Source organism: uncultured Ruminococcus sp., from assembly GCF_946415235.1.
In the GTDB taxonomy this organism is placed as follows: Bacteria; Bacillota; Clostridia; order Oscillospirales; family Ruminococcaceae; genus Ruminococcus.
In genome coordinates, this window is record NZ_CAMKRR010000073.1 from 1 (window position 1) to 14468 (window position 14468).

Annotated in this window: 9 protein-coding genes and 1 pseudogene; 3 read left to right on the top strand and 7 right to left on the bottom strand. The window is 48.6% G+C overall.

Annotation, left to right across the window (positions count from 1 at the left end; translation table 11 throughout):
• Both Q0R37_RS11575 and Q0R37_RS11580 read left to right on the top strand, forming a co-directional pair.
• On the top strand, positions 1-219 hold a 219-nt coding region (locus tag Q0R37_RS11575; protein ID WP_366517426.1), incomplete at its 5' end, for an RNase H family protein.
• Positions 220-406: 187 nt separating this feature from the next.
• Positions 407-655: pseudogene (locus Q0R37_RS11580) on the top strand (EF-Tu/IF-2/RF-3 family GTPase); the annotation flags it as partial.
• Between the two features lie 69 nt (positions 656-724).
• Here the strand turns inward: Q0R37_RS11580 and Q0R37_RS11585 are convergent.
• The 7 genes from Q0R37_RS11585 to Q0R37_RS11615 all read right to left on the bottom strand — a co-directional run bounded on the left by Q0R37_RS11585 (position 725) and on the right by Q0R37_RS11615 (position 13434).
• Positions 725-2197 (bottom strand): leucine-rich repeat domain-containing protein, encoded by a 1473-nt coding sequence (locus tag Q0R37_RS11585; protein WP_294754646.1) that lies wholly within the window; start codon positions 2195-2197, stop codon positions 725-727.
• Complete coding sequence (locus tag Q0R37_RS11590) at positions 2178-4436, bottom strand: leucine-rich repeat domain-containing protein (protein WP_294754647.1); 2259 nt, start codon at positions 4434-4436, stop codon at positions 2178-2180. Before Q0R37_RS11590 ends, Q0R37_RS11585 begins: the two co-directional genes overlap by 20 nt.
• Positions 4437-4542: 106 nt before the next feature.
• Entirely contained in the window at positions 4543-5592 is a 1050-nt protein-coding gene (fliB, locus tag Q0R37_RS11595; protein ID WP_294754648.1) for a flagellin lysine-N-methylase, read from the bottom strand.
• A gap of 37 nt (positions 5593-5629) precedes the next feature.
• Positions 5630-7567 (bottom strand): nucleoside-diphosphate sugar epimerase/dehydratase, encoded by a 1938-nt coding sequence (locus Q0R37_RS11600; protein WP_294754649.1) that lies wholly within the window; start codon positions 7565-7567, stop codon positions 5630-5632.
• 45 nt (positions 7568-7612) lie between these two features.
• Complete coding sequence (locus Q0R37_RS11605; protein ID WP_294754650.1) at positions 7613-8311, bottom strand: CpsB/CapC family capsule biosynthesis tyrosine phosphatase; 699 nt, start codon at positions 8309-8311, stop codon at positions 7613-7615.
• Between the two features lie 286 nt (positions 8312-8597).
• A complete protein-coding gene (locus Q0R37_RS11610; RefSeq protein ID WP_294754651.1) occupies positions 8598-10889 on the bottom strand; it encodes a cellulase family glycosylhydrolase in 2292 nt (763 codons plus the stop codon).
• Positions 10890-11322: 433 nt separating this feature from the next.
• Positions 11323-13434, bottom strand: a complete 2112-nt coding sequence (locus tag Q0R37_RS11615) for an endo-1,4-beta-xylanase (protein WP_294754652.1) — start codon at positions 13432-13434, stop codon at positions 11323-11325.
• Positions 13435-14220: 786 nt separating this feature from the next.
• On the opposite strand from Q0R37_RS11615, the gene rplM reads away from it, so the two are divergent.
• A partial coding sequence (rplM, locus tag Q0R37_RS11620) for a 50S ribosomal protein L13 (RefSeq protein WP_294754653.1) occupies positions 14221-14468 on the top strand: 248 nt, incomplete at its 3' end.

Here is a 14468-nt window from a genome sequence, read left to right on the forward strand (position 1 = left end):
GACAGCGTAACAAAGGGCTGGGTATACGGCTGGAAGAAAAAGGGCTGGATAAAGTCTGACAAAAAGCCCGCTCTCAACGTGGACCTTTGGGAGCAGCTCCTGCCTCTCCTTGAAAAGCACGACGTTACCTTCAACTGGGTAAAGGGTCACGCAGGACACCCCGAAAATGAGCGCTGCGACCGACTTGCAGTGGAACAAAGGGACATACATTCAAAGTAAACATTTATTATATTTTCCGAAAGAGGTGGATACTATGGGATTACTGGACAATATCAAGGACAAGCTCTTCAACCGCGACTCTGCGGATACAGGCTTCATGACCGACGACGAGAAGGAGCTCCGCGAATATGAGGAGTACTATACTCCCCAGTCGGGAGTAGCCGACGGAACCTACGCAGAATTTGTCGTAGGCGATGTTTTCACTATCAGCTGCAAGGGCATCGTAGCCGTAGGAACGGTCACAGGCGGAGTTTTCCATGTGGGCGATGAAGTTGTCATAGTCCGCGGCGGCACTGAGACACCATCTGTAATAACAGGCATAGAGCAGTTCCGCAAGACCTGCGATTCCGTATCCGAGGGAGCTAATGCAGGCTTACTGCTCAAAAACATCGACAGAAAGCAGATCGGCAGGAACGATATAATAAAAAAGCAGTGAGATGCTGCATCATAAACCAAGAAAAGGCTGCCTTTCGGGCAGCCTTTTGTATTTCCTGTGCGGAAAGTGTTATTCATCTTCGCTTTCCGATACTTCCTGTTCTTTTTCTTCGTCGGCAGAGGACTGTTCCTCATCTGCCATTATCTTCCTGTACTTCTTTTCCTCTTCCAGCTCCTTTGCCTTTTTAGCGGCTTTGCGGGCACCTGCATCGGCAGTTTTTTTGCTGCGCTTCATGAGTGTAACGGCAAATACCAGAGCTGCAATGATAAGACCGATCATTGCGGCGATGAAAGCAACTCTTTTTATATTGACGTCGGTCACAGTATAGTCTATTTTCTCCGACTTTGCGTACTTTTCACCTGCCGAGCCCGAAAATACGCTCATATTGAAGCCCTCAAGCTTCTGACGCTCCGAGTTCTCGACGGTGTATCCCAAGGCGTTTTCACCTATTTCCTTAACGCTTTTCGGGATACTGATCTGTTTCAGCTCGTCGCACACAAGGAAGGCTTCCTTGCCGATGGTCTCTGCTCCCTCGGGAAGTATTATCTTGTTGAGCTTCATACAGTACGCAAAGGCAAGCTCATCTATCTTCCTTACGGTGGTAGGTATATTCAGCGAAAGGATATTCTGATCGAACAGGAACGCGCCCATGCCTATGGTCTCAAGTCCCTCCGAAAAATCAACATTTTTCAGTCCCGAGCACTGTCTGAAAGCCTCGTCGCCGATAGTACGGACAGTAGGCGGCATATGCAGAGCAGTTATCTTTGTACAGGCGGAGAAAGCTCCCGAGCATATCTCGTTCACTCCCTCGGGAATGACAAGCTCTCCCTCTGCCTCGGCGGAAGCGCGGTATATCTTGGTCTTTTCCTTGTCTGTGAGCATATTGTCCTCATAGACAAAGCTGCTGTTCGCGGAAGTGTCTATATCACTTACAGAGAACCAGCTTCCCATGGCATTGTCGCCGATAGTTTCAAGAGAAGCAGGCAGTCTGAAGCTGCTGATCCTGCCGCACTGATAGAAAGCATAGTCGCCTATCTCGATAACGTTGTCACCCAGCTTTACCTCGCCCAGATTGTCGCAGAGAGCAAAGGTATAAGGCTCTATCACTGTTACGGTATCGGGTATCTCGATGCTTTCGAGGGAGGAGCAGCCGAAAAACGCATGATCTCCGAGGCTTTTCAGCTTACGGGGAAGAGTTATCTTTTTCAGCGCGGGGCAGTCGTAAAATGCGTTCTTCTCTATCTCTGTGACAGAATCGGGGATAGTAAGTCCGCCTATGCCCGTACAGTTCGCAAAAGCACCCTCGCCGATACGGGTTATAGCCGTACCGTTGCGTATGGACGGTACTTCCGTAACGGTGATAGCCACGCATTTTGTTATGGTGTAGGTATGGTCATCATTGAGCTCATAGTAGAAAGAGCCGTCGTAGAGGGGCTCCTCAGCGCCCTGAAGCTCGTCGGCAAAGGCTCCCGACGGCAGACAGCATACAGCGGTCACGCCTGCTGCGAAAACGGCAGCGAGCTTATTCATTATCTTCTTCAACGCTTTCGTCCTCCTCTTCATCGGCAGCTTCCTCTTCCCTTTTCTTTCTCAGCTCTGCCGACTTTGCTTTACGCTCAGCCGCAGCCTTTTCAGCCTTGCCTTTTTTCACGGCTTTGCCTGTAAGCACTCCTATAATACCGAGCACGGCAGCTCCGAGGATACCTGCAAGGGTATATACAAATCCCGAAGATACGCTCTTTCCGAAGAACTTTGTAGTACCCGTTACTACCTTGATGCCCTCATTCTGTGCGTATTTGTATGCCGCAGAGTCCTTTGGCGCATAAAGTGTGAAGCCCTCCATAAGAACGTCATCGGGCTCCCCGTTTTCGACGTCAGCGTTCTCGTCATGGTAGTATCCGAAGGCATATGAGCCTATCTCCGTAAGAGACTCGGGCAGACGCAGACTTTTCAGCGCCGTACAGCAGTACAGGGCATCTGAGCCGAGCTTTTCGAGCTTGTCTGAAACGTCAAAGTATGTAAGGCTTTCGCAGTTTTCAAAGGCGTAAGCGTTTATTATCCTTACATTTGGAAGCTTTACGCTTTCGAGGTTACGGCAGTTTGCAAAGGCAGACTGAGCTACCTCGGTCACAGATGACGGAGCGGTAAAGCTCCTGCCCTCCTTTTGCGCGGGGTAAGCCGCGAGCACGGTCTTGTCCTTGTTGTACATTATGCCGTTTTCCGAGCAGAAAATGCCGTCGCCGCTGCCTATCTCTATATTTTCGAGAGCAGTACAGAATATGAACGGCTCCTCGTCCTTCCATTCCTTTACAGTGCCCGAGGCCTTGAAATTCTTAAGTGACGAGCAGTTGCAGAATACGCGGTCTCCAATGGTCTCAGCGCCGAGGAACTCCACATCTTCAAGAGCGGTACAGCCGTCAAAGGCACGGTCGCCTATGACCTTTACACTTGCGGGGACAGTTATCTTTTTCAGGTTCGGGCAATTGTAGAAAGCCATTTCCCTGAGCTCCTCTATGGTATCGGGGAGTATTATCTCCGAAGCATTTGTCAGACCGAAGCAGCTGGGGTATATCTTTGTTATCTTATGTCCGTCTATCTCAGCGGGAACGGTTATAACGTCCTCACTTGAATAACAGCATGTAAGGACAGTTCCCTCGTCCGAGATGCCGTACTCAAAATCTCCCGATTTTACTCTTTCCACGTTGAGATAATCCAGCTCCTGCTGATACTCCTCGGGAGTGAGGAAGGTAAAATTATTCTTGTAATCGTACTCCGTATCGGAGTCGGTAGCGTATTTATATGCGGCTCCGCCGATCTTTCCCACCATGGTAAAGCTGTCGTCGGCAACGATATTTCCCACGGTATTGGTATTATAGCCGAAAGCGCAGTAGCCAATCTCGGCAACATTGTCGGGAATGACAGCGGCTGTAAGTCCCGTATTCACAAAGGCATACTGACCTATCTCAACAAGGGCGTCGGGGAATTTGATCTCCTTTAGTATCGGGCAGCCCGAAAAAGCTCCGCCGCCGATGTACGTCAGCTCCTCGGAGAACTTAACGTCGCTGAGGGTAGAGCAGCTTGAAAATGCGTATGGATTTATCTCCTCTACCTTGGTATTGCTCATGTCTATGGACGTAAGTCTCGGCAGGCAGGATACCGCAAAGAAGCCTATGCTTTCAAGTCCGTCGGGGAGAGTGATCTCCTCAAGCTCTGCATCGTATAAAGCCGCCGTACCCAGCTCCTTTACGCTGTCGGGTACCTTGAAGGAAGTGCCTTCCTTTTCCGTGGGATAGCATATGAGCTTGTCCTTTTCCTTTGTGTAAAGTATGCCGTCCTCGGCACAGAAGTTCTCATTCTTCCCGTCAACGGTTATTTTTTTCAGCTTTGTGCAGTACATGAACGGGTTGTCGCCCGATATGTACTCTATGGAAGCGGGCAGGGATATCTCCGTGAAGGTATTGTTGGCGGGATCACTTCCGAAAGCCTTCTTTCCCAGCTCTGTAACGGCGATACCGTCTATCTTGTCAGGCACGGCAAGGGTCTCGGAGGTGCTTGTGCAGTCCTCTATGCATATGGTATCGTCATGGGTCATGGAGTACATGAAGTCGCCGCTTTTTATATATGTCTCGTCGGCAGCTTCGTCCCCTGCTTCGTTCAGGTCGTCCGAAACGGGGATATCGTCTTTTTCTTCCTCGGCAAAGGCGCCTGCCGCAGGAGCTGCCGCATACGCGCATATAAGCAGACCTGCTATGAATGCGGCTATTTTTTTGCGTTCAAACATATTATTACCCTCTCATTGAATATAAGTTTAAGTCTCATACATTATAGCACAATGAGCGGGATATTGCAACAAATTTCACTTATTTTTCGCATTTCACGCAGCTTTTTCAGATATCGTCCGCATTTTCCACGAAAGTGTCCCTGATAATGCATTTCAGGGTGCTGACCGAGAAAAAGGGCTCCGTTTCAAAGAGTCTCAGGAGCTTTTCCATATTTTCCTCGCAGTACTCGGTCTCCTTTGAGTAGTTCTTTGCGATATCGGCACATTCGGCAAAGCCGCACTTCCCGCGCTCGACAGCTCCGCAGCGGAAGAGCTGACCCGTAAAAATAACGCTCAGCACCGAAAAAACGGCGTATCCGAGAACATTCCCGTCGTATACGCTCTTCATGACGTATCGGAAGAGAAAATAAGCTGCTATCCTGCGTAAATAGGGGATATGCTCCCTTTCGGCAGGAGGCGCTCCGCGGAGCTTCCCCGCACATTCATTTATGTACGGTATCCAGTTCCCGTCAATGGGTTCAAGTTCCGAAAAACAGCGGAATATTTCCTGCATGGCTCTATCGCTGTCAGCGGCGGCTTCTTCTCTTTGCACGGGCATATCTATGAAGCTCTGCGCCTTTTCGGCAATATCAAGGACAGAGCACAGCGAGTCCGCAAAGGGCGTATCCTCGTCGTTTACCGCCTGAAGCATGGCTTCGCGGGCTTCATACAGCATATCAAAGAGCTCCGCATCGTACTCGCCTGCGGCTTCCTCAAAGGGGACTTCCTCCTCACAGAGCGCAAAGGGGCGTGAGAGTATCAGCTGCGCCGAGGCCTCGCAGCAAAGCCCCGTACCGCCCTCCTTTACGGTGCCGAACCACTCGAAATACCGCGGGTGCTCCGAGCATATATGGCAGAGGCTCTCCTTTCCCAGCTCGGTATATATATCGCAGAGCCCGTCTTTATTGAGAAAGGGACAGCGCTCGTCCTCAGTGAGCACAAAGCAGCCGTCCTTTATACTATTCCGCAGCCTTTCGCCGAAAGCGCCCTTTACAGCTCTGTATCTTTCGGCAGCAGCCTCGTCTATGTCTATCTCCCAGCCCTTGCAGCAGCTGTCCCTGCACTCTCCCGCGATACAGCGGAAATCACGGCAGTATTCGGGTGTACGGTATATCATAAGCCTCTCCTTTCGGCAATACAAAAGGGACTGAAGATCAGTCCCTTGTCATAGCTCTGAGATTTTTGTGTTCTTTTATGAGCTCCGCTCTGTTGAACTCCTCGGGAGTCGTAAAGGTCGGAACTATATCGTGCAGCGCCTTTACAGCTTCCTCGTTGAGGTTGTGGTTTGCAGCGTTGCGAAGTCTGCGGAGCTTCCTGATAAAGGAATCGCAGTTGAGCTCTATCTGCTTTCCGATGAATATGAGCTTGTTCGAAGTCTGCTTCAGCCCCTCCTCGTTCATGAGGAGCTCCTCTCGCAGCTTTTCACCCGGGCGCAGTCCAGTGAACTTTATCTCCACGTCCTTGTAGGGCTTCTTGCCGTACATACGGATAAGGTTTTCAGCCAGCTTTACGATATGTACGGGCTGTCCCATATCCAGTACGAATATCTCGCCGCCGTGTGCGATGGCGGCAGCCTCCATAACGAGGCTGACTGCCTCGGGGATAGTCATGAAGTATCTTATGACGTCGGGGTGAGTTACGGTAACGGGCTTGCCGCTCTCTATCTGCTTGCGGAAAAGGGGGATTACCGAGCCGTGTGAGCCGAGAACATTGCCGAAGCGCGTTGTTACGAACTCTGTGCAGCCGTCATGCTGCTGGGATAAATACTGTATTATCATTTCGCAGCAGCGCTTTGAAGCTCCCATGACATTGGTGGGATTTACCGCCTTGTCGGTGGATATCATAACGAACTTCTTTACATTGTGGAACTGTGCCAGCGTTGCTACGTTGAATGTGCCGATAACATTGTTCTTGATAGCTTCCATAGGCGAATTCTCCATAAGGGGAACGTGCTTGTGGGCAGCTGCATGGAAGATGATATCGGGCTTGAACCTGTCCATAATGGAATTCATGCGGTCATAGTCCCTGACGGAAGCTATGAGCACCGTGAGCTTAAGGCTGTCGCCGTACTCCATTATCAGCTCCTGCTGTATATCGTAGGCGTTATTCTCGTAGATATCCACGATAATGACCTGCTTGGGATCGTATTTTGCGATCTGGCGCACGAGCTCCGAGCCTATGGAACCGCCGCCGCCTGTTACCATACAGGTCTTGCCACTGATGAAATTGCGTATATCCTCATTGTCGAAGCTTATGGGAGCTCGTCCGAGGAGGTCCTCCACTCTGATGTCATGCATCTGTGATAGCAGTGGATTGTCCTTGTCGTTGAATATGAGGTTTCCAATGAAGGGAACTACCTTTACGGGGAGATTTGTTCCCGCGCATATGTCCAGTATCCTCTTTTTCTCGTCGTCAAGGCATGACGGGATAGCAAAGATTATCTGCTCGATGTGATACTGATCCACATACTTTATTATCTCATTGGTAGTGCCTGCCACGGTAACGCCCTGTATTTCCGTGCCTATCTTGCTCCTGTCGTCGTCGATGATACATACGGGCTCATAGTCCGCGGAGATATTATCGGACACACACCTCTGTGCGTTCATGATCTCTGTGAGTATCATTCTGCAGGTCTGACCGCCGCCCACTATCATGGTGCGCTTCTTATCGCCCTCGGCTGACGCGGATTTGATAGTCACGAAGGTTTCCTTGAACAAAAATCTGAACAGGCATACTCCTGCAAGAGTCAGTGCTCCGTGGAGACACATGAAGCCCAGCGGTACCTGCTTCCTGATGATATAAACGATTATACCCGAAGCAAGGAAGCCGAAAACAACTCCGTAAACGCAGGAAAGATAATCCCGCTTGTTGAAAAATCTCCACAGCTTGCTGTAGGCGCTGAATATGAACAGACAGCAGCAGCAGGTGAACGCACCTATTATAAAGCTTATCAGTACTCCCGACCTGCTTATGTCCATGCCGTGGAATGACAGTACAAAATTAGTTATCAGCGATGCGGCAACAACTATAAAAGCGTCCGCCAGAACGAGTATAGCTCTTCTGAAGCTGAACTTTTCCAGTAATTTTTTCAAGATCTTGCCCCCATCAGCCCCTCACGGAGCCAATATTCCCTTCTGTCATATATTTTGTGCAGTAACGATCAATCTTCCGGGCTCAAGAAGCTCGTCCGAAGCCCTTAAAACAGCGGGATCGCATTTCTCTGTAAGCATATCCCAGTTTGGTCGCCTGCCTTCGGTATTATGCGCGTCGCTGCCAAACACCACCCTTTTGCCGCCTGCCAGCATCCTTTCAAGGAGCTCCTTCTCCTCGGGTACAAGGAAAGCGTCATTGTTGAACTGAAAAACAGCGTCTGTTTTGAGTAGCTTTTCGAAATTTTCGGGCGAATAATACTGAAGATAACGGTGAACGTGTGCCAGTATCACCTTAAGACCGTGCTCTGAGGAGATCGCATTTATCTCCTCCGACATCCAGTCCTCATAGTCACGGAACGGCAGTTCGAGAAGTATCATATCCGAGCCCTCAAAGGCGAGCTGTTCGATACCGTGTATTTTTGATATACCGTGTTCTATGGCGACCTCTGCGCCGAGAACTATATCGGGTACGGCCGAGGTATCCCAGATGCTTTCCAGAGCATCCTCGCGCCTCAGCAGATAATCCGTAAGTGAACGCTCCTCATGGGCATAGAAATGGGGAGTAGCTATGATACGCTCAACTCCCTGCTCTTTCATTATTTCCGTCATCTCAAGAGCTGTTTCCACGTCCTCTGCCCCGTCGTCCATAAACGGCAGAATGTGACAATGGTAATCAGTAAGCATATTCTGTTGTCTTCCTTTTTCTTTGATCTCTTCGTTTATTTGTTAAAGCATTATATATATCTATTGCTTTTATAATATTGCATAAAAAATCGCATTATATGTTTTTGTGTTTTATACCTGCGATACCGCTATAATTATATAATAATTTGCAGGCATTTGTCAATAGGAAAAATTTAATTAATTTTGTTTCACAATTCATTAAAAGTAAATACAGGTAATAATACAAAAAAAGCAGCTGCATAAGCAGCTGCTTTTAAGAGGTATATGGATCTTATCTGACTTGTTCTCAGTCGATCTCGGGTGTTGTTACGTCTCCTGTAACAGGAAGAGCCTTAACGAGGTTAAGGAGATAAAGCTGGATGACCTGAGCATCCTTTACTGTAACGCCGTCGTTTCCGTAAACGTCAGCAGCAAGCTTGCCGTCGCCGTCAAGTGTGTACTTGTTGGGGTTAGCAAGAGACTGCATGATCTTTACAGCGTCGCTGAGGTCAACCTGTCCGTCCTGGTTAGCGTCACCATAGAGTACTCCTTCTGTATGAGGTGAGTCGCCCTTCTTGGTAGTAGTTGTTGTTGTCTCGCTTGAAGTTGTGGATGTTGTTGCTGAAGATGTAGTTGTGGTAGTTGTCTCGCTTGTTGTAGTAGTGGTTGTAGTTGTGGTTGTAGTAGTTGTTGTAGTTGTTGTCTCAGCTTCAGCAGCACCGAAGTTGTAGCCTTCGAGGTCTACGAGCTCGGGCTGATACCAGATCTGGCACTCGGCAGATGTGATGCCTGCGGGGAACTTGTCCATAGCGATCCTTACTGTGAGGTCGCCGTTGGCATCTGTTGTGCCCTTCCACTCTATCTGCTCCCAGCCGTCGCCGTTGTAGCCTACGCAGCCGTTTGTGATAGTGTTCTTCTCGCCCTTGAATGTAAGGATAAGGTCGTCGCCTGCCTGAGCGTTAGCGAATTCGATCTTGTACTTCTTTGTCTTGTCTACCTCGACCTCGATATCAACTTCGGGAGCGTCGAGGATAACTATCTTCTCGATATTTGTGACCTTGTCAGTTCTTGCCTGCATATGGTTCACTGTTGAGAGATCGGTCCATGCAGCGGGGAGCTGCTTGCCTACGAGGTAGTAAGCAATGCCGTTTTCTTCGTCAACTACATAAGGCTTGAACTCTGTCCAGTTGCCATATCCAGCGTCTGAGAATGCGAGGATAGGAGTTGCGCCTGTGTACTTGATAGCAACTTCCTTGCCCTCAAGCTGTGACCATGCTATTTCCTGACCGGGAGTTGTGTTCTCATAGGTCTTTGACTTGGAAGCGTCGATCTCTACAGCCTGATCTCTGAATACAGTGCCTGCCGAGAGGTCCTGATGTGAATATGTGGGTATCTTTCTTTCGCTGCCCCACTTGATTGAATCGTCAGCCATGATCTCCATCATCTTGTTGATGATAGGAAGGCTTGCTTCATGCCACTGACCTGTCTCACGGTCGATATATCCGTGGCACTCGCCGGGATCCTTGGGATTTGAAACTGTATTGTTGTCCCAGAGGCAGCAAGGGATACCGTACTTCTTAGCTGTTGTGAAGTAGAGGTTTGTCCATTCAACTCTTGCCTCTGTGTTGCCGAAGTTTGATGTACCCATCTCACCGATAACTACAGGAACGTCCTTATCAAGGAAGAGGTCACGCATACCCTGGAGAGTATCGGAAAGGTTCTGAGCGTAAGCACCTGTAAATACAGAGTGATCCTTTACGGCTGTATTCATAGTGAAATCATAAGGTGTATAAGCGTGGATAGAAACCGCAACGTAATCGTCATCGGGGATATCGATAGCCTTGAGGAATGTCTGCTCGGCACTTGCACAGTAGCCGGGGAGCATAAGGAGACGGGTCTTTGCGTAAGGACCGTCTGTGCTTCTGATAAGGTCAACGAAGTCATGCTCGAGCTTGTTGATAACGTCGCACTCGGGAACTGCTTCTGCTGCCCACCACTCATATGTTGTGCCGACAGCACGGGGCTCGTTCATGCACTCGAAGATGAGGTGCTGGTCGTAATCCTTGAACTCTTCTGCGATCTGGCTCCAGATCTTGAGGAGCTTGGGCTTGATGTCGTCGTATGCGTTGAGGAGATCTCCTCTGTTGATCCAGTTCTCGTGGTGTACGTTGAGGATTATGTACATATCGTTCTTGATGCCGTAATCAACAACTTCCTTTACACGAGCCAACCACTCGGGGTCGATGTTATTGTCTGAGTCGAGGTGCTGGAACCATGTTGTAGGGATACGGACTGTATTGAAGCCCTTAGCCTTCAGTGCGTCGAACAGTGTCTGACTTGCCTTCGGGCAGCCCCAGCAGGTTTCTGTCTCAAGGCCTGCTGTAGTAAAATCGCCCTTCTCGTCGCCTGCTTTTGCGTCGAGAGTATTACCTAGGTTCCAGCCGATCTTCATGTTTTCTGTTATCTCAAAAGCTGTCATTGTCTTGTCCGCAGCAACAGCGTAGTTGTCGAGCGGAGCTATGCGGAGCGATGAGAGCATACATACTGCCGCAGCAGAGATGCTTACAAAGCGCTTCACATTCTTTGAAGAATTGAACATGATATTTCCCTCCCTGAAAATATTGTTAATTTTGGTTTGTTGCCTTTAAGGTCCAGTGCAGTAACCCTAAAGCATTTGACACTTATAGTTTAGCATATATGTAAAAAAATGTCAAGGTAGTTTGTGCAAAATGCAACAATATTTGCATAGAAATATTGGTAGGATAATTAGTACATATGCCAATGAGTTCCGCATACGATCGGGATTTATGTTTCCTTATTATTATTTAGGTATAATATTTTTGTGCTATTAAACAAAATATTACAAATTAGGCAAATACAATTATCACAGAAATATTTTGTTAATAATTTGGTTCTTCATTTTGTTATTTCATATGTGCTTTTTTTGTTTGTCTGCAAGCATATTTAAGACACAAAAAAGGCTGCACCCGAGTGCAGCCTTTTTATAATTATAATTAGTATACGGGAGCCTATCAGTCAAAGCTCTTTATCTTGCCGAGGAGGTATTCCTGTATGCGGAGAGCGTCGTTTGAAGTGATGCCCTCGCTGTCCTTGTCAACATCGGCATTTACCTTGCCCTGTGCAGTGATGTGGCGCTCGTCTGTACCGTTCTCGCCGTACTTGTTGGGGTTTGCAAGGCTCTGCATGATAAGAACCGCGTCGCCCATGTCGATCTGTCCGTCACAGTTAGCGTCACCCAATGTGATAGGATCAAAAGCGTATGTAGTGGTGGTAGTAGTAGTTGTTGTTGTGTTCTTGTCCTCTGTTGTCGAAGTTGTGGTAGTTGTTGTATTCTTATCCTCTGTAGTTGTGGTAGTGGTTGTTGTAGTCGCAGATGTTGTGGTGGTTGTGGTCACCTTGCTATCGCCTGCGATAGTAGTTCTTACAGGGTCGGAAGCTGTCTTGCCGTCAACGATGGACTTGAATGCAGGCTTAGCCATGAAGTCCTTGTCGAAGATGAGTGGATTCTGTGAAGCTCTCCAGCTCTTGTGATCTGTGATTCCCCAGAAGATAACAGCGGAGATATTGTCGCTGTACTTCTCGTAGAGGTCGAAGAGACCCTTGTAGTACTTAGCCTGTACATCGAAATACTTGTCGTCGGAGTGCTCCTGTACTGTAGCATCGAGCTCTGTGATCTGAACATCGAGGCCGAGGCTTATGTACTTCTTGAGTGCGCTCTCGTACATACCCAGTGACGGGAATGCTGCGTCAAGGCTCTGTCTTACGTCAAGGTGAGACTGCATACCGATACCGTCGATATTGCCTGCCTTCTTGAGTCTCTCAGCCATTTCGCATACAGCGTCGAGCTTGCCTGTCATATACTCGTTATAGTCGTTGTAGTAGAGCTTGCAGCCCTCAGGAGCGTACTCTCTTGCATACTCAAATGCGTAGTCGATGAATGAGTTATCGCCGAATACAGCTACCCAGTCGGAAGCAGCGTAGTTGTTTGACTGACCGCAGTGACCTGCCTCACGGGGAGTTCCGTTGTCTGTCCATGCCTCATTCACAACGTCGCAGGCATAGAAGTTTACGTCAGGATAGAGCTCTGTGAGTGTTGTGAAGAAACTCTTTATGTAGTTTTCCATACGCTTCTTCATCTTGTCGGGAGAAACGTAGTCCTTCTTCTCGTCGTAGTCCTCCTTGAAGAACCACTCAGGTGTCTGGCTGTGCCATACAAGTGTATGAACTCTTACGGGGATACCGTACTTTCTTGCATAGTTGAGAACAGGCTTTGCCTGTGAGAAGCTTATCTGAGGTGTCTCGTCGTCGCCTGTCTCCTCAAGATAAGCAAGTGTCTTGGTCTTGTTGAGAACGTAGTCGGGCTTCATCTGGTTGCCGACTGTGATGCTCTCGCCGAAGTGCTTCTGGAGAAGATCCATAAAGGGCTGTGAGGACATATCCTCGGGAGAAAGGGCAGTTCCTATCTTGAACTTGTCCTTGTATATCTCACTGAGTGAAGGAAGATCGCTTTCGATCTCAACACGGGGAGCCTCTGTGATCTTGACATCATCAATGAATATGGACTCCTGTCCACCCTCGAAGTATACGTATACGCCTTCCATACCCTCGGAATAGCTTATAGGTACGTTCTTGATCTCAGCCCAGCCGTTTCCGCCGCCGCTGGTAGCCTGAATGTTCTGCTTGAGGTTGGAGTATGAGGTATCTCCGTCCACGCTGAACTGGAAGCTGAGAGTTGTGTTAGTGTACCACTCTCCTCTTACCGAGCATGAGAAATAGTACTGTGTGTCAGGCTCAAGGAAGCCGTCCATGCGGAATGCGGGACCGTGCCATGTGTCGCCTCTGTCAGTAGCGGCAAGTCCGCTGTCGCCGCTCTTTGCAGCGTCCGCAGAGATAGAGAGAACGGTCTTGTCATCACCGCCTCTGTTTGACCAGTGCTCGAGGTCAGCCTCGCTCTCGAAGCCGCATTCGTAAACTACCTTGCCCTCTGACGATGCAGCAACTTTGCTGTTTGTGAGCTGTAACTGTGCGGGTGCTACCGCATTAACAGCAGATGCCGAAGCCGTAAGCGTCATTGCTGCACTCATAACGCCTGCTACGAGCTTCTTTAAGTTTTTTCCTCTCATAGTTAATTCCTCCAAAAAAATAAATTTTTGTGTTTATATTGTATCATGATTATGCATATATGTCAATGAGGCTTGCGGCCAAAGAGCAATAAATGGTTAGATTGCCACTGTAATATGCTCAAAAATGGTCAGTCGTAACCAGCCGTTAACCTTTAGCTTGCAGGGGTGAACAATTAATCAGTGCCCCATATCTTTGATTTGACCGACAATGCAATATGTAACGCTGTTTGCACGCAAATACCCCGTGATTTTTCAAACGGCCGATTGTAAGGGACGCCGCCCTCGGCGTCCCGCAGATTTAATTGTTGTTTGACCAACTGATGCAGATATCCGCCCCTACAGTGTGTCATTCAGAGCTTTACGGCTTTCGGCGTGCGAACAGTGTTCGCCCCTGCATTATCAAACAGTGGGACGTCGAGGACGCCGTCCCCTACATTTTCTGCTTACTATGCACTGATCACTAACAACTAATAACTAACAATATGCACACAATTCGGCGAAACAGCTCCCCGTTTTTCTACTTTGCAAAACTGAAACGAAACACGAGAAAGAGAGAGAACAAGAGCATAAGTGAGAGATTTAAAGAGAAAACAGGGTATATATTAAAAAAATCCCCGAAAACCTCTTGACAATACTCTCACCATGGTGTATAATAGTTCTTGCACTGCGGCGGAACAGGCGTTTTTTCGGGAAGCAAGAGGCAGGTCCTTTAGCTTCTGAGAGAGGCTCTGCCTCTTGTTTCCGAATCCGCTTTCCGTCCGAAATTTATTACAGGAGGAAAAAATTATGTCAACTACACTGGCAAAACCCGCAGAAGTAAGCCGTACTTGGTATATCCTCGACGCTGAAGGACAGCCTCTCGGCCGTGTTGCTGCCAAGGCTGCTCACATTCTCAGAGGCAAGCATAAGCCTACTTTTACTCCCAACGTTGATTGCGGAGACCACGTTATCGTTATCAACTGCGCTAAGGCTGTTCTCACAGGCAGAAAGCTCGAGCAGAAGAAGTACTACTGGCACACAGGCTGGATCGGCGG